At 63.7% G+C, this 13,082-nt stretch carries 24 protein-coding genes and 1 pseudogene; 8 read left to right on the top strand and 17 right to left on the bottom strand.

Translation table 11 applies throughout. The features are described 5' to 3' along the window. Window positions 1–90 precede the first annotated feature (90 nt). From QQW98_RS01900 to QQW98_RS01875, 6 genes are all read right to left on the bottom strand, one after another. On the bottom strand, window positions 91–864 hold the full coding sequence (locus QQW98_RS01900) for an NUDIX domain-containing protein (RefSeq protein WP_290135875.1): 774 nt from the start codon (window positions 862–864) through the stop codon (window positions 91–93). 641 nt (window positions 865–1,505) lie between these two features. Beyond that, entirely contained in the window at window positions 1,506–1,835 is a 330-nt protein-coding gene (gene grxD, locus QQW98_RS01895) for a Grx4 family monothiol glutaredoxin (protein ID WP_290135874.1), read from the bottom strand. A 40-nt stretch (window positions 1,836–1,875) separates the two neighbouring features. After that, the gene (locus QQW98_RS01890; protein ID WP_290135873.1) at window positions 1,876–2,109 is read right to left on the bottom strand and encodes a BolA family protein; all 234 of its coding nucleotides are present in this window, start codon (window positions 2,107–2,109) and stop codon (window positions 1,876–1,878) included. Between the two features lie 4 nt (window positions 2,110–2,113). Further along, entirely contained in the window at window positions 2,114–2,437 is a 324-nt protein-coding gene (locus QQW98_RS01885; protein ID WP_290135872.1) for a DUF1476 domain-containing protein, read from the bottom strand. 73 nt (window positions 2,438–2,510) lie between these two features. Further along, complete coding sequence (locus tag QQW98_RS01880) at window positions 2,511–3,506, bottom strand: NADPH:quinone oxidoreductase family protein (protein WP_290135871.1); 996 nt, start codon at window positions 3,504–3,506, stop codon at window positions 2,511–2,513. An 11-nt stretch (window positions 3,507–3,517) separates the two neighbouring features. Continuing rightward, a complete protein-coding gene (locus QQW98_RS01875) occupies window positions 3,518–3,685 on the bottom strand; it encodes an isopropylmalate isomerase (protein WP_290135870.1) in 168 nt (55 codons plus the stop codon). 123 nt (window positions 3,686–3,808) lie between these two features. Here QQW98_RS01875 and QQW98_RS01870 point away from each other — a divergent pair, with 123 nt between their 5' ends. The 3 genes from QQW98_RS01870 to QQW98_RS01860 all read left to right on the top strand — a co-directional run bounded on the left by QQW98_RS01870 (window position 3,809) and on the right by QQW98_RS01860 (window position 5,583). After that, the gene (locus QQW98_RS01870) at window positions 3,809–4,213 is read left to right on the top strand and encodes an acyl-CoA thioesterase (RefSeq protein ID WP_290135869.1); all 405 of its coding nucleotides are present in this window, start codon (window positions 3,809–3,811) and stop codon (window positions 4,211–4,213) included. Window positions 4,214–4,276: 63 nt separating this feature from the next. Then, window positions 4,277–5,068 (top strand): fatty acid desaturase, encoded by a 792-nt coding sequence (locus tag QQW98_RS01865; RefSeq protein WP_290135868.1) that lies wholly within the window; start codon window positions 4,277–4,279, stop codon window positions 5,066–5,068. Then, window positions 5,065–5,583: a sterol desaturase family protein gene (locus QQW98_RS01860; RefSeq protein ID WP_290135867.1), complete on the top strand. Its 519-nt coding sequence runs from the start codon at window positions 5,065–5,067 to the stop codon at window positions 5,581–5,583. The genes QQW98_RS01865 and QQW98_RS01860 overlap by 4 nt, the downstream gene beginning before the upstream one ends. A 240-nt stretch (window positions 5,584–5,823) precedes the next feature. Here the strand turns inward: QQW98_RS01860 and QQW98_RS01855 are convergent, their stop codons facing one another. The 11 genes from QQW98_RS01855 to QQW98_RS01805 form a co-directional block, all read right to left on the bottom strand. Further along, on the bottom strand, window positions 5,824–5,982 hold the full coding sequence (locus QQW98_RS01855) for a YqaE/Pmp3 family membrane protein (RefSeq protein ID WP_290135866.1): 159 nt from the start codon (window positions 5,980–5,982) through the stop codon (window positions 5,824–5,826). Window positions 5,983–6,063: 81 nt separating this feature from the next. Beyond that, entirely contained in the window at window positions 6,064–6,411 is a 348-nt protein-coding gene (locus QQW98_RS01850) for a YbaN family protein (RefSeq protein ID WP_290135865.1), read from the bottom strand. 12 nt (window positions 6,412–6,423) lie between these two features. Next, window positions 6,424–6,831 (bottom strand): SufE family protein, encoded by a 408-nt coding sequence (locus QQW98_RS01845; protein WP_290135864.1) that lies wholly within the window; start codon window positions 6,829–6,831, stop codon window positions 6,424–6,426. Between the two features lie 86 nt (window positions 6,832–6,917). Further along, the gene (locus tag QQW98_RS01840) at window positions 6,918–7,187 is read right to left on the bottom strand and encodes a hypothetical protein (RefSeq protein WP_290135863.1); all 270 of its coding nucleotides are present in this window, start codon (window positions 7,185–7,187) and stop codon (window positions 6,918–6,920) included. Window positions 7,188–7,222: 35 nt separating this feature from the next. Next, window positions 7,223–7,492, bottom strand: coding sequence for a hypothetical protein (locus QQW98_RS01835; RefSeq protein WP_290135862.1), 270 nt, complete (start codon window positions 7,490–7,492; stop codon window positions 7,223–7,225). After that, window positions 7,489–7,812 carry a hypothetical protein gene (locus QQW98_RS01830; RefSeq protein WP_290136826.1) on the bottom strand — a complete coding sequence of 108 codons (324 nt, stop codon included), beginning with the start codon at window positions 7,810–7,812 and terminating at the stop codon, window positions 7,489–7,491. The genes QQW98_RS01835 and QQW98_RS01830 overlap by 4 nt, the downstream gene beginning before the upstream one ends. Further along, the gene (locus QQW98_RS01825; RefSeq protein ID WP_290135861.1) at window positions 7,812–8,117 is read right to left on the bottom strand and encodes a hypothetical protein; all 306 of its coding nucleotides are present in this window, start codon (window positions 8,115–8,117) and stop codon (window positions 7,812–7,814) included. The genes QQW98_RS01830 and QQW98_RS01825 overlap by 1 nt, the downstream gene beginning before the upstream one ends. A 30-nt stretch (window positions 8,118–8,147) precedes the next feature. Then, window positions 8,148–8,531: an envelope stress response membrane protein PspC gene (pspC, locus tag QQW98_RS01820; RefSeq protein ID WP_290135860.1), complete on the bottom strand. Its 384-nt coding sequence runs from the start codon at window positions 8,529–8,531 to the stop codon at window positions 8,148–8,150. Beyond that, window positions 8,528–8,833: an envelope stress response membrane protein PspB gene (gene pspB / locus QQW98_RS01815; protein ID WP_290135859.1), complete on the bottom strand. Its 306-nt coding sequence runs from the start codon at window positions 8,831–8,833 to the stop codon at window positions 8,528–8,530. Before pspB ends, pspC begins: the two co-directional genes overlap by 4 nt. A 3-nt stretch (window positions 8,834–8,836) precedes the next feature. Continuing rightward, window positions 8,837–9,745 carry a phage shock protein PspA gene (gene pspA, locus QQW98_RS01810; protein WP_319023298.1) on the bottom strand — a complete coding sequence of 303 codons (909 nt, stop codon included), beginning with the start codon at window positions 9,743–9,745 and terminating at the stop codon, window positions 8,837–8,839. After that, complete coding sequence (locus QQW98_RS01805) at window positions 9,745–9,900, bottom strand: hypothetical protein (RefSeq protein WP_290135858.1); 156 nt, start codon at window positions 9,898–9,900, stop codon at window positions 9,745–9,747. The genes pspA and QQW98_RS01805 overlap by 1 nt, the downstream gene beginning before the upstream one ends. A 167-nt stretch (window positions 9,901–10,067) precedes the next feature. Between QQW98_RS01805 and pspF the strand changes: the two genes are divergently transcribed. The 5 genes and pseudogenes from pspF to QQW98_RS01780 all read left to right on the top strand — a co-directional run bounded on the left by pspF (window position 10,068) and on the right by QQW98_RS01780 (window position 13,005). Beyond that, entirely contained in the window at window positions 10,068–11,105 is a 1,038-nt protein-coding gene (gene pspF / locus QQW98_RS01800) for a phage shock protein operon transcriptional activator (RefSeq protein ID WP_290135857.1), read from the top strand. Between the two features lie 91 nt (window positions 11,106–11,196). Beyond that, entirely contained in the window at window positions 11,197–11,538 is a 342-nt protein-coding gene (locus tag QQW98_RS01795; RefSeq protein ID WP_290135856.1) for a hypothetical protein, read from the top strand. A 6-nt stretch (window positions 11,539–11,544) separates the two neighbouring features. After that, window positions 11,545–11,808, top strand: coding sequence for a hypothetical protein (locus QQW98_RS01790; RefSeq protein ID WP_290135855.1), 264 nt, complete (start codon window positions 11,545–11,547; stop codon window positions 11,806–11,808). 4 nt (window positions 11,809–11,812) lie between these two features. Then, the gene (locus tag QQW98_RS01785) at window positions 11,813–12,115 is read left to right on the top strand and encodes a hypothetical protein (RefSeq protein ID WP_290135854.1); all 303 of its coding nucleotides are present in this window, start codon (window positions 11,813–11,815) and stop codon (window positions 12,113–12,115) included. Window positions 12,116–12,248: 133 nt separating this feature from the next. Continuing rightward, window positions 12,249–13,005: pseudogene (locus QQW98_RS01780) on the top strand (IS5 family transposase). Window positions 13,006–13,082: the final 77 nt, after the last annotated feature.

Here is a 13,082-nt window from a genome sequence, read left to right as displayed (position 1 = left end):
GGAGCCGCGAAGCGGCGGAGACGTGTCGACGCGCGAGCGGCGACACAATCCTGCCGGGCGCGCCAGATCGTTTCGGCCCGGAAGGGCCGGTCATCCGCGCATGGCGCTGCTAATTTCCTCTTCCGTCACCGGGTAGCCGAGGTCGCCGGGGATCGTCAGTACGCGGCCGCCTTCGCGATCCTCGATCTTCGGTGTGATGGTGCGGACCGGAGTTGCTTCGGCATGGGCCTTCGCAGCGCCGAAATCGGCGAATGTGGCCAGTCGTTCGAGGTTGCGGCGGGTCGGGAATATAACCGCCATTTCGCCGCGGTCGGCAGCGGCCAATGCATCTGCGGCGCTGGTCCAGAACAGGCGCGTGTTCTCCGTTGCATCCACCGCGATGTCGACTGCGCCGGTGCCGATGTCGTAGAGGTAGAAATGCGTGTCGAAGCTGCGTTCGTGGCGAAAGCGCGGCCACCAGCGTGCGAAATAGACCAGCCGCGACAGGTCGAGCGTCCAGCCGAAGTGTTCGAGCACGGGTGCGAGCGCCACGGTTTCCAGCAGCATGGCCCGCGCATCGGCGGCCTCCGCCGCGCTGACGGCTTCCTTCACCGCGATGACGAGGCCGGTTTCCTCCAGCGTTTCGCGCATCGCGGCGATCATGGCGGCGCCTTGGATTTCGTCGAACTGCGGTGCGATGCGCGCGGCAAGTTCGCGGTCTGCCGGGTCGATGCGTCCGCCGGGGAACACCGCCATGCCGCCTGCAAAGCTCATGTTGCGCGATCGTGTGACCATCAGCAGCTGCGGCGGGCCGCCGGCGGGATCGTTGCGGAAGATGACGACGGTTGCGGCCGGGATCGTTTCGGGTTGCGGATCACCACTCATGGGGCGCTTTTGCGGGCAGGGCTTGCGGCGGGCAAGCGAAATCCGGGCATGCGCCTGTCGGTCCGCTTTACACACGGGGCCGGCGTTAACGCCATGCTTACCATCGCATAGCGCAGGGATTGCCGGATTGGCCAAACTGGCACGGGGAATGCATGGGTGATGGCGTACGCTGGTTCGTACAGTCTTCGAATTAAGGCGGGGCCGTCACCTACCCCTGTTGCCCCACAACCCGGTCACACGGTCCCGCCTTAACCCTTGGAATTTTGTTTCATGAAGCTGCCTCCGCGGCTTCGTCCTCGAACAAGCTTTTTCTCATGACCGCGCCTCCGCGCGGTCGTCCTCGCGGCTATTCTCTTCGCCGGGACTTCGTTCCGGCTGCGAGGCCGCCGCGGTCGGCCGTGCAGGTGACCTTTGGTCGGTTGTGCCTTCGACTTCGCTTCCGGCCTCTGGCACCGCCTGCGCGGTGCGACAGTGATAGTCAGCAATCCAAGTCGCGGAGCTCCGCCGCGCAGGCGGCGGCAAGGGCGACCGCCCGTCCCGGACCTGCCCCGCCGCGTAGCGGTGGGAACAGCAGGAAGGACGAAGCTGCAGAAGCGGCTTCATGAGGAAAAAGTACTACGCGCGGAGGCGGCTTCTTGAAGCTAGGAAACTTCCTTGACGCCTTTTTCGGTCATCAGGGTCTTGAGTTCGCCGCTTTCGAACATTTCCATCATGATGTCGCTGCCGCCCTGGAATTCGCCCTTCACGTAGAGCTGGGGGATGGTCGGCCAGTCGGAATAGGTCTTGATACCCTGGCGGATTTCCATGTCCTGCAGCACGTCGACGCTGCCGTATTCGACCCCGAGGTTTTCGAGGATTGCGACCGCGCGGCTGGAAAAGCCGCATTGCGGGAACAGCGGCGTGCCCTTCATGAACAGGACCACGTCGTCCTTGCTGACGATTTCGTCGATGCGGGAATTGATGTCGGACATGTGTGCGGCCTCGCGGAAGTCTGGAAGAATGCGTTGACGCTCAGTTGGGTGCGGCGGTCGTGAGTTGCAAGGCGTGAAGTTCCCCGCCCATGCGCCCGCCCAGCGCGTCGTAAACCATCTTGTGCTGGGCCACGCGCGCCTTCCCGGCGAAGGCGGGGCAGACGACGTGCGCGGCATAATGGTCGCCATCGCCGGCCAGGTCGCGGATCTCGACCTCGGCATCGGGCAGGGCGGCCTTGATCAGCCGTTCGATCTCGCCTGCTGCCATCGGCATCGGCTCAGCTTTCTTCCATCAGCTGGCGGCGCGCCTCGACGCTTTTCTCTTCCAGCTTGGTGCGAATGTCCGCTTCGGAGACGTCGCAGTCGGACGCGGTGAGATCGCCAAGCAGCTTGCGGATCACGTCCTCGTCGCCCGCCTCTTCGAAGTCGGCCTGCACCACGGCCTTCTTGTAGGAGTCGGTTTCCTCTTCGGTCAGGCCCATCAGGCCCGCGGCCCATTCGCCCAGCAGGCGGTTGCGGCGTGCGGCGACGCGGAAGGCCATTTCGTCGTCCATTGCGAATTTGGCTTCCTCGCCTTTGCGGCGGTCGGAAAAGTCGGTCATTGAAAGTGCTCCCTGAAATTCGGCCGCGAGATAGGCGCGCGGCAAAGGCCGCGCAATCGTTTCGGCCGCAATCCTACATCGTGACGACGAGCTTGCCCACCGCCTCGCGGTTTTCCAGCTTCGCAATCGCCTCGCCGCCGCGTTCCAGCGGGAAAGTCTCGCTCACCAGCGGCTTGATCCTGCCGTCCTTCAGCCATTCGAACAGCTGGGCGATATTCTCGGCGTTCTTCTTCGGCTCGCGCGCAGTAAACGCGCCCCAGAAGACGCCGCGGATGTCGCAGCTTTTCAGCAGCGTCAGGTTGAGCGGCATCTTCGCGATTCCCGCAGGAAAGCCGATGACGAGGAAACGGCCTTCCCAGGCGATCGAGCGCAAGGCAGGCTCCGAATAGTCGCCGCCGACGATGTCATAGACGATGTCTGCGCCATTCGGGCCGACCGCCGCCTTGAAGTCGTTCGCCAGCTGCTTCGATGTGTCCTTGTCGAACGGCGCGCGCGGGTAGATCACCACCTCGTCCGCCCCGGCCTTGCGCGCGATGTCGGCCTTCTCCTCGCTGGAAACGCCGGCGACCACGCGGGCGCCGTAGGCTTTGGCGATCTCGATGGCGGACAGGCCCACGCCGCCGGCTGCGCCGAGCACCAGCACGGTTTCGCCTTCGGCGATGTCGCCGCGGTCCTTCAGCCCGTGGATCGTGGTCCCGTAGGTCATCAGCAGCGAAGCGGCGATTTCGAACTCCACCCCATCGGGGATGGCGAACATGCGGCCCGCATCCACGGTGACCTTTTCGGCCAGGCCGCCGTTGCCGAGCATGGCAATCACCCGGTCGCCGGGCTGCCACCGGGTGACATCGTCGCCCACAGCCTCGACCACGCCGGCAATCTCGCCGCCGGGCGCGAAGGGGCGGGGCGGCTTGAACTGGTAGAGATCGCGGGTGATCAGCGTGTCGGGGTAATTGATCGCGCAGGCCTTCACCGCGACCAGCACCTCGTTCGCGGCGGGAACGGGCGCGTCGATTTCGTCCAGAGTCAGGGTTTCCGGGCCGCCGACCTCATGGCTTCGCAGGGCTTTCACGTCGCGTCTCCTCAGTCGGTTTCGGGCGGGTCGATATGCGGCAGGTCGGGATTGCGCGGTTTCTTCTTCTCTTCCCGCTTTCTGGAGGCATAGAGAAGCGCGGCAGTAATGGCGGCAGAGCCGATGGCGGCGCCCGCTACGGCGGCCTTACCAGTGATCGATTTCGAGTTCTTGGTCATGCAACCTTCATGGGATTGCCGCCGCGCGCTGGCAAGGCGGCATCGGGCGAAGCGGGCACATAAATTGGCAAACGGCCCAAAAGAGTCATGGAACGGTAAGCAATTCGCGGCTAACTGACATTCATGTCAGCAGCAAAGGCCTATCATTTCCCGATCACGATCGTCCCCGGCGACATCGATTTCATGGGCCACGTCAACAATGCGCGTTACCTTTCGTGGGTGCAGGACGCGGTGCTGAGCCACTGGCGCAAGCTCGCCCCGCCGGAAGCGGTGGCGAGCAAGGCGTGGGTCGCGCTGAAGCACGAGATTACCTATCGCCGCCCTGCTTTCCTCGATGACGAGGTGATCGCGGAGACGGTTCTGGAGAAGATCGCCGGGGCACGCGCGTTTTATTCCACGGTGATCCAGCGGGGCGAGGATGTGCTGGCAGAGGTGAAATCCGCCTGGTGCTGCATCGATGCCAAAACCCTGCGCCCGGCGCGCATCGGCAAGGAAGTGGCCGCCTTCTTCTTCCCGCACGAAGACTGAAACGCCGGACGGCGAGCCGCCGTCTATTTGTCGTTCAGTTGCAACGGCGTATAGCGCGCCGCGATGGCCGCACGTGCAACCACTGCCGCGAAACCCGCTGCGCTCGCGCGCCAGGACCAGACCGTCGTCGGGCTGGGGCTGGCAGCGGCAGTCGTCGGCGCGCTGGCGGGCCTGCATGCCTACTCCATCTTCGTGTTCGAGCTGGGCTGGGCGACCGCGCCCATCGCGCTCGTCCTTGCGGTGCTGCAGTGCTGGCTGTTCGTCGGTGTGTTCATCGTGGCGCATGATGCGATGCACGGCTCTCTGGCGCCCGGGCGGCCGCGGCTCAATTCCGCGATCGGAGCGACGCTGCTGTTCCTTTATGCAGGCTTCTCGTGGACCAGGCTGCGCGATGCGCATTTCGCCCACCACCGCCACGCCGGCACCGCGCAGGACCCGGATTTCTGCGCCGACCACCCGCGCGCCTTCTGGCCGTGGTACGCCACGTTCCTGAAGCGCTATTTCGGGATCGGATCGGTCCTGTTCGTGACCGGCGTGTTCTGGCTCTACCACCTCGCCTTCGATGTCGGCGTGGGCAAGATGCTGCTGTTCTACGCGGTGCCTTCCATCGGCTCGTCGCTCCAGCTGTTCTATTTCGGCACTTTCCGCCCGCATCGCCACGGGGAGGACAGGTTCGTGGACCGGCATAATGCGCGCAGCGACAGCTTCGGACCCGTGGCCAGCCTCGCTTCGTGTTTCCATTTCGGCTACCACCACGAACACCACTGCCACCCCGACACGCCGTGGTGGGCGCTGCCGCGCAAGCGGGCGAGCGTTCTGGCAAGGACCACCGCCGGCGAGGAGGCCGGACAATGAGCATCTGGGCCATCATCGCCATCATCGCCGCGACTTTCATGGGCATGGAAGTCTTCGCCTGGGCGCTGCACAAATACGTGATGCACGGCTTCGGCTGGGCATGGCACCGCGACCACCACGAACCGCACGACAATGCGCTGGAGCGCAACGACCTTTACGCCATCGTCGGCGTAGTGATGAGCGTGTCGATGTTCGCGCTCGGCAGCCCGCTGGTGCGCGGGACCAACGCGTGGGAGCCGGCGACGTGGATCGGCGCGGGCATCCTGCTCTACGGCATCGTTTATACGCTGATCCACGACGGGCTCGTCCACCAGCGCTATTTCCGTTACGTGCCCAAGCGCGGCTATGCCAAGCGGCTGGTCCAGTCGCACAAGCTGCACCATGCGACCGTCGGCAAGGAAGGCGGCGTCAGCTTCGGCTTCGTCTTCGCCCGTGCGCCTGCCAAGCTGAAGGCCGAGCTGAAGCGCCAGCGCGAAGCCGGGATTGCGGTTGTGAGGGACAGCGCTGGCGCCTGAGGGTGGGGCTCGTGGAACACCGACCGGGCATTTTTGCGAAACTTTGCGATTGAGGATCATGCAGATTATACAGATACTTGCTGCGAACTTTCCTGGTCTGCGTGTCACCTTTGCGAATCCTTCCACCGCGCCTTCAATCTTGCGCGCGGCGGCGATGATGCAGGCGGTGGGCGGATGTAGGAAACCCCGCCGGTGCGCGGATGGCACCGACGGGGCTTTCCCTTGTTTATCGCTCGCGATTTACCGGGCGTAGTTCACGTACAGTCCGTGGATCAGGCCGGGGATGAACCCCAGCAGGGTGAGTACAAGATTAAGCAGCGTGGTGCCACCGAGCCCGTGCTTCGCCGCCACACCGAGCGGCGGAATGAAGATGGTCGCGAGCAGGGTAAGAATGGCCATTGTGTTGTCCTCATGTCTGGCCTCCCGCTTGGACAATCAATGGTTTGCCTGGCCGGATGTTCCACAAGATTTGCGTCGCAGTCACTCGTTGCGCGTGGCGATCCAGGTGCCGGAAATCACCAGGATAGCTATTGAAATCCAATAGTATGGGTGGCCGAGGGTGAAATAGGTGAAGACCGCGCCGCCAGCCATCGCGAGGATTGCCACCGTTTTGGACTTTCGACTGATAGCCCGGCGTTCCTGCCAATCGCGCACTTGCGGGCCGAAATGCGGATGGTCGAGTATTCGCTTTTCAAGCTTCGGGCTGCTGCGAGCGAAAAAGTAAACAGCTACGAGCAGGAACGGCACGGTCGGCATGATCGGGAGCGCGGCACCGATTGCGCCAAGACCTGCAAAGATAATGCCGAGCGCAAGATAGATATGCCGCATGGGCGGGGGCGGTCAGGCCGCGGCGATGCGCGCGGCATGCTCCTTCACCAGCGCGATCATGTTGGGCACGCCTTGCGTCCGGTTGCTGGACAGCTGGTTTTTGAGGTCGAACGGGGAAAGGGCGCCGGTCACGTCCATGCCTGCGACTTCGGCGGCGGGCTTGTCCTGCACCGCGGCGATCACCAGCGCGACGATGCCCTTGGTGATTGCCGCGTTGCTGTCAGCCAGGAAGTGCAGCCTGTCCGCCTCGCCGGTCGGGTAGACCCATACCGCCGCGCTGCATCCCCGCACCAGCGTGGCGTCGGTTTTCAGCGCGTCCGGCATCGGCTCCAGCTCGCGGCCCAGCTCGATCAGCAGGCGATAGCGTTCGTCCCCTTCGAGGAAGTCGTATTCTTCGGCGATGTCGGAAAGGCTGCGCATGAATTGGCCGTAACGGGGAAGGGGTGCCAAAGAAAGTCCTGCGGCTGCACTAGGGTTCCGACATTCCTCTTCCGCCATTCAGGAGACTAGAGGTCGACCCCGCTGGCGATGGCTTCCAGCTTGCGGATGCGTTCCTTCAGCGCGGCAATCTCGATCCGGGCGGCGCCTTCGGGCGAACCCTCCTCCAGAAGATCGTGGCTACGGCCGGCACCGGCGTGCTGCCCTGCAGGGAGGCTTTCAAGTTCCCGCAATTTCAGCGCCAGCCAGCTTCTCCAGCCGGCAAGCACGGTCGCGGCGACGATGGCAATGCCCGCCAGGCCTGCGCCGGAGATGACCAGCATTTCGCTCCCCAACATGGCTTTCTCCCTTCGGTTCTCGTTCGCGCCGCCGCTCAGTCGCGGTCGTCGCGCAGTTTCTCGATATCGTCGGACAGGCGCTTGGCCGATCCGGTGTTGGCATCGGTGGCGATGCGTTCCAGCACCTTGATACGTTCGCGCAGTTCGGCGACCTCGCGGTTGAGGCTCTGGTTCTCCTGCACGATCTCGCGCTCGTTGCCGCGTTCGTCGACGACGATGCCGCCTTCGCGGCGCTGGTGCGCCTTGTACATCTGCGTGGCGGCGACGAGGCAGCAGATCAGGAATATGGCGGTCCAGAAGCTCACGAGGCGTTCTCCTTGCGGCGCATTTTGAGCGGGACGCCGTTCCCTTCCATTTCAGGATCGCGCAGCGCCTCGATCTGGTCGGCCAGGTCATGGCCGCGGTCGGTGGCAATCCGTTCCAGCACGCGGACCCGCGCTTCAAGCTTGCGCTGCGCCTCGACGTTCGCCCCGCTGCCGGCGTTGGCCTCCGCGATGCGGGCTTCCAGTTCCAGCCTCCGCTCCTTGTGTTCCAGATCGCGGCGATGGATCCGCCCGCCAAGCCCGATGGCAACGATCGTGATAAGCAGGACAAAGCCGAAGATGACGAGCAGGTTCGGGTCCATCACGCGCGCTCCCTGCGTTCGATTTCGAGTGGGACTCCGATGCCGCTTTCCTCGACGGACTGGATATCCCGCAAGGCCTCGATCTGGGTGGCGATGTCGTAGCCGCGGTCGGTCACGATCCGCTCCAGCACGCGGACGCGCTGTTCCAGTTCGGCGGTGTGGGCGGCGTATTGCGCTGCTTTCTCCGCGCTCTGGCTGGTGGCCGCCTCGAGGCGCTTCTCTTCCAGCTTGCTGCGCTTGCTGATCCACACGATGCCGAGCACCATGATGAACGGGGCGAGCGGTATGAGAATTCCAAAGTCCATGGTTCAGGCCCTCCCTCGGCCCGGTTCAGATCAGCGCAGCCGCTCGATTTCGGCGTTCAGGCGCGGGTTGCTGCTGACGTAGAAACTTTCCACTTCGGCCAGGCGGCGGTCGATGTCGCGGAAGCGGCTGCGGATTTCCCGCGCGGTGCGCTTCGGGCTCTGCCGGACGCGCTGCCAATACTTCTGTTCCTGCGGGTCGACATAGAGGTGGGGCGGCTTCTTGTTCAGCAGCAGGCCGGCAAGCAGGTAGAGCGGGATCACGATCGGGCTGAGGATCCCGGACAGAATTGCCGCCAGAAAGCCGAGCCGGACCCAGAAAACGCTGATACCGGTGTAGTCGGCCACGCCCGCGCATACGCCCATGAATTTCGCATTCTGCTTGTCGCGATAGAGGGTGGTGCGGGGGCTATTCATCGGGCGTTCCTTTCTTTCTCCGCCATCATGCGGTCGAGTTCGTGCAGCGGGTTGTTGTCGATTTCCTTGTCGTGGCGGATGCGCGGCGCCTTGAATTCCGGATTGTCGCTCGCGACCAGCCGTTCCACGGTGTCCATCCGCTCGTCCAGCCGACGAGCGAGGTGGTAGAGTTCGTCGAGCAGCTCTTCGTCGTCGCCGGTTATGCTGGCAGCGGTCTTCCACTTGGTAATGTAGTGGAGGATGACCCACGGCAGGCCGATGAAGACGACTGCCACCATCAATGCGCCAAAAATCTCGTCCATCGGTCAGCCCTCTTTCTTGTCTTCGCCGGCGCCCTTGCCGAGCGCCTTTTTCATTTGCTCCAGTTCGGCGTCGATCTTGTCGCCCCCTTCCAGCGCGGCGATCTCGTCGGCCAGGCTGGGGGTGTTCGATCCGTCGGCAATGCTGAGCGCGTCGGCGCGGCCTTCGGCATAATCGACGCGGCGTTCGAGCTGGTCGAAGCGGCTCATCGCCTCGTCCACGCGGTCGGTGCTCATCACCGTGCGCAGCTTCACGCGGTTCTCCGCGCTTTCGAGGCGGGCGGCGATGCCGGTCTGGCGGCTGCGCGCTTCGCGCAGGCGGCTCTGCAGCTTCTGGATGTCATCCTCGTAAGCCCGCAGCGCATCGTCGAGCACGCCGATTTCCTGCTTCAGCTGGTCCGACATGTCGGCCGCCTTCTTCTTTTCGACCAGCGCCGCGCGGGCCAGATCCTCGCGGTCTTTGCTCAAAGCCAGCTGGGCCTTTTCGCCCCAGTCGGCCTGCAGCCGGTCCAGCTTGACCGTGTGGCGGTGCATTTCCTTCTGGTCGGCGATGGTGCGCGCGGCAGAGGCACGGACCTCCACCAGCGTTTCTTCCATTTCCATGATGATCATCCGGATCATCTTGGCCGGATCGTCGGCCTGGTCGAGCATGTCGTTGAAATTGGCGGCGATGATATCGCGCGTACGTGAGAAAATACCCATCCAGGGAACTCCGGCAAATGAATCCTTGATATTACGGGCCGCGTCGGCGGCAGGCTGGGGGCTCCGGCGCAGCCGCTCGATTTCTTGGTCGAGACGGCTGGCCGAAGCGTGGGCGCGGCGGGGGGATTGGGACCCGCCCTGCCCGGGGACGCGGTTGTCTCCACCCTTCGCGCGGATCGGCGCCAGCGGGTTGGAGGGATCGTTGGCGGTCATCAGGCGACAACCACGGAAGCGGCGTGGACCAGCGTGGGCGTGGCTGCGCACGGGAACTGGCCGACGACGGTGATCAGGTTGAACGCCACCATCGCGGCGATGCAGAGCGCGGAGACCTTGCCCAGCTGCGTCGAGAAGAATTGGCGGTTGTACATGATCGTGATCCTTTCAAATGTGGCACCGCTCGGTGCTTGTTCATCACATAGCAAGGGGTGTGCCAAACTATAATTACTGCGTTAAATCAAATACTTGAATAAAATTCGACGAACGACATGTGGTGCCCGTTGCCTCAGGTTGGTGAAATTTCCTATATATTGGCGTCATGGAGCGGGAAGGACAATTCATCGGCCAATCCGGCGCGTTCCTCGACGCGGTGGAACGGGCCAGCCAGGCGGCCCCGATGAGGCGCCCCGTGCTCGTGATCGGCGAGCGCGGGACGGGCAAGGAACTGATTGCCGAGCGTCTCCACCGCCTCTCCACCCGCTGGGACGAACCGCTCGTCACCATGAACTGCGCCGCCCTTCCGGAAACGCTGATCGAGGCGGAGCTGTTCGGCCACGAAGCCGGCGCTTTCACCGGTGCTACCAAGGCGCGCGCCGGGCGGTTCGAGGAAGCCGACCGGGGCACGCTATTTCTCGACGAACTGGCCACGCTTTCGATGGGCGCGCAGGAACGCCTGCTGCGCGCGGTCGAATACGGCGAGGTCACCCGCATCGGCAGCAGCCGCCCGATCCGCGTGGACGTGCGCATCGTCGCCGCCACCAACGAGAACCTGCCGCAAATGGCGAGGGAAGGCCGATTTCGCGCCGATCTGCTCGACCGGCTCAGCTTCGAAGTCATCACCCTGCCGCCGCTGCGCGTGCGCGAAGGCGACGTGGAAGTGCTGGCAGACTATTTCGGGCGGCGCATGGCGGCGGAGCTGGGGTGGGACCGCTGGCCGGGCTTCGCGCCCCATGTGCGCGAGGCGATGGAGAAGCACGACTGGCCAGGCAACGTGCGCGAATTGCGCAATGTGGCGGAGCGCGCCGTCTATCGCTGGCAGGACGACAGCCGCCCGGTCGCCGATGTCACTTTCGACCCCTTCGACAGTCCGTGGATGCCCGAACCGCTGCCGCGCGAAGACGCATCTCCTGCCGGTGCAGCGCCTGCACGACCCACATCACGCCAGCCGATCCCCGACTTTGCCGATTGCGACGACCTGCGCGCCGCAGTGGACGAGCATGAGAAAACCATCGTCGAACACGCGCTCGGCCGCCACCGCTGGAACCAGCGCCAGACGGCCAAGGCACTGGGGCTGAGCTACGACCAGCTGCGCCATTGCATCAAGAAGCACGGCATCATGCAGGACGATGCGGACTGAAGCCGAACGCCTGAGCGCCCCGCGCCCATCCTTAACCGACTGACAAGATTTGCTCCCTAGTCTCGTGCGCGAGACAACAAGGTGGCGCGTTGTGGGCAAGATTTTTCGGATTGTGCTGGGCTCGATCGCAGCGATCTGGCTGATCGCGGTCTTCGCTTTCGGGGCCGGGGTCACGTATCTCGGCAACGATCCCGAAGCGGCTGCCGCGGTGGCAATGGGCGCGGCCTCCTACAGCCGGGACGGCAGTTTCTCCGAAAACATCGGCAACATTCAGGAAGGCGCCGCCATGGGTGCCGCGCTGGCGCGGACCGCGCGCGAGATGCAGGACGAACGCCACGCCCGCCGCGCGATCGAGCGCATGCGCGACAACTACGGCGACGACTGGGGCGACGAATCCCTCTCCGGCGAATCCTCCGGCGATTGGGGCAACTGAACCGCGATGTTCTTCATCGGTCGCATCTTCAAATCGGTCGTCGAAGGGGCGTCCGGCGACAAGGCGACGTATCACTACGAAAAGCCGCTTAACGAGCGCATCGGCAACGGCATCTTCAAGTTCTGGGGGCGGATGATGGTTTTCAGCATGGTCGCGCCGATCCTCGTCTGGGGGCCGAGCATGTGCATGGGCAAACGCAGCGAGCGCATTGCCGAAACGGTGCCCTACACATCCCCGTCCAACCCATGGGCGCTGGACCCGACGGAGTAAGACGATGAACCTGTTCTCATTTTTCATGCTGACGTCGGAAACCAAGGACTTGATCGGAACTACCAAGGATCTCGTCACCGGCTCCGACAAGAAATACCACTACGAATCTACGCGCGGTTTGGGACTCAATCTGCGCACGGCGGTTTTCGTCGTTCTGATGCTCGGGTTCGCACTGCTCGCCAACGCGACCGCCAATATGATGGACCAGTCTGCCGAGAATTCCGATGTTGCGGAAAGCCGCGCTGCCTCTGAGGAAAAAGAGCGGCTGGAGTATTGTCGCAACAATCCCTGGACTGTGGATTGCTGACGATGCGCGCACCATTGGCAAACAGGGCGAATCTAGGGTCCGGACCCATAAACGGGATTCACACCGGCGCTGCAATGTGATTCACGTGCCTCCAGCGAGGAGGCTTGGTGAATGGCGGATTTCTTCTGGTTTTGTGCTTTGCACGCCTTCGGCTCCGGATGATCAGTGGGCACGGATCGAGCCGCTCTTGCCGAATGATACGCGCGGGATGCCAAGGGTCGATGACCGGCGCGTGCTTTCCGGGATTGTCTAGGCTCTGAAGAGCGGTGGTCGCTGGGGCGACTGCCCGGAACATGTCTACGGTCCGAAGAAGATGCTCTACAACCGCTTCCGGCGCTGGGCCGAACGCGGCGTGTGGGAACGGATCTTCGCCCAGCTCGCCGGGGTCGATGGCGTCCCTGAAAGGCTCTTCATCGACAGCAGCTGCATCAAGGTCCACCGCACCGCCGGCGGCGCAAAAGGGGGGCCTTGGCTCATGGTATCGGCATCACCAAGGGCGGACGCAACACCAAGCTCCATGCCGTCTGCGACGAGAAGGGCCGCCCGCACATCCTCCTGCTGACGCCGGGCAACACGCACGATGCCAAGATCGCTATCCAGACGATCAATGCCGTACCGCCCTCCCGCTATCTGGTCGCCGACAAGGGCTATGACAGCAACGCCTTGCGCTCCTGGCTTATCGAGCGCGGAACCACTCCGGTCATCCCCGCCAGGTCCAACCGCAAAGTGCACATCCAGCACGATCGGCAAATCTACCGTCAGCGCAATGTCGTAGAGCGCATGTCTGCCGCTTCAAGGACTGGCGCCGCGTCGCCACTCGCTTCGACCGCAACATCAAGACATTCATGGCCACCATCGCCATCGCAGCATTCGTCACATGGTGGCTCTAATGAGTCCGGACCCTATGCTCTGCCACCTGAAAACCGGACCGTTTCGAGCTAGAGTTTTCCGCCGTAGACATCCTTGG

This window comes from Alteriqipengyuania flavescens, assembly GCF_030406725.1.
Classification (GTDB): Bacteria; Pseudomonadota; Alphaproteobacteria; order Sphingomonadales; family Sphingomonadaceae; genus Alteriqipengyuania_B; species Alteriqipengyuania_B flavescens.
This window is presented reverse-complemented; position numbering and strand designations above follow the sequence as displayed.

Bases quoted from the DNA above. Each gene is read 5' to 3' on its own strand.
- QQW98_RS01900 (WP_290135875.1), bottom strand. From the start codon at position 864: ATGAGTGGTGATCCGCAACCCGAAACGATCCCGGCCGCAACCGTCGTC.
- grxD (WP_290135874.1), bottom strand. From the start codon at position 1,835: ATGTCCGACATCAATTCCCGCATCGACGAAATCGTCAGCAAGGACGAC.
- QQW98_RS01890 (WP_290135873.1), bottom strand. From the start codon at position 2,109: ATGCCGATGGCAGCAGGCGAGATCGAACGGCTGATCAAGGCCGCCCTG.
- QQW98_RS01885 (WP_290135872.1), bottom strand. From the start codon at position 2,437: ATGACCGACTTTTCCGACCGCCGCAAAGGCGAGGAAGCCAAATTCGCA.
- QQW98_RS01875 (WP_290135870.1), bottom strand. From the start codon at position 3,685: ATGACCAAGAACTCGAAATCGATCACTGGTAAGGCCGCCGTAGCGGGC.
- QQW98_RS01870 (WP_290135869.1), top strand. From the start codon at position 3,809: ATGTCAGCAGCAAAGGCCTATCATTTCCCGATCACGATCGTCCCCGGC.
- QQW98_RS01865 (WP_290135868.1), top strand. From the start codon at position 4,277: ATGGCCGCACGTGCAACCACTGCCGCGAAACCCGCTGCGCTCGCGCGC.
- QQW98_RS01860 (WP_290135867.1), top strand. From the start codon at position 5,065: ATGAGCATCTGGGCCATCATCGCCATCATCGCCGCGACTTTCATGGGC.
- QQW98_RS01855 (WP_290135866.1), bottom strand. From the start codon at position 5,982: ATGGCCATTCTTACCCTGCTCGCGACCATCTTCATTCCGCCGCTCGGT.
- QQW98_RS01850 (WP_290135865.1), bottom strand. From the start codon at position 6,411: ATGCGGCATATCTATCTTGCGCTCGGCATTATCTTTGCAGGTCTTGGC.
- QQW98_RS01845 (WP_290135864.1), bottom strand. From the start codon at position 6,831: ATGCGCAGCCTTTCCGACATCGCCGAAGAATACGACTTCCTCGAAGGG.
- QQW98_RS01840 (WP_290135863.1), bottom strand. From the start codon at position 7,187: ATGTTGGGGAGCGAAATGCTGGTCATCTCCGGCGCAGGCCTGGCGGGC.
- QQW98_RS01830 (WP_290136826.1), bottom strand. From the start codon at position 7,812: ATGGACCCGAACCTGCTCGTCATCTTCGGCTTTGTCCTGCTTATCACG.
- QQW98_RS01825 (WP_290135861.1), bottom strand. From the start codon at position 8,117: ATGGACTTTGGAATTCTCATACCGCTCGCCCCGTTCATCATGGTGCTC.
- pspC (WP_290135860.1), bottom strand. From the start codon at position 8,531: ATGAATAGCCCCCGCACCACCCTCTATCGCGACAAGCAGAATGCGAAA.
- pspB (WP_290135859.1), bottom strand. From the start codon at position 8,833: ATGGACGAGATTTTTGGCGCATTGATGGTGGCAGTCGTCTTCATCGGC.
- pspA (WP_319023298.1), bottom strand. From the start codon at position 9,745: ATGACCGCCAACGATCCCTCCAACCCGCTGGCGCCGATCCGCGCGAAG.
- QQW98_RS01805 (WP_290135858.1), bottom strand. From the start codon at position 9,900: ATGTACAACCGCCAATTCTTCTCGACGCAGCTGGGCAAGGTCTCCGCG.
- pspF (WP_290135857.1), top strand. From the start codon at position 10,068: ATGGAGCGGGAAGGACAATTCATCGGCCAATCCGGCGCGTTCCTCGAC.
- QQW98_RS01790 (WP_290135855.1), top strand. From the start codon at position 11,545: ATGTTCTTCATCGGTCGCATCTTCAAATCGGTCGTCGAAGGGGCGTCC.
- QQW98_RS01785 (WP_290135854.1), top strand. From the start codon at position 11,813: ATGAACCTGTTCTCATTTTTCATGCTGACGTCGGAAACCAAGGACTTG.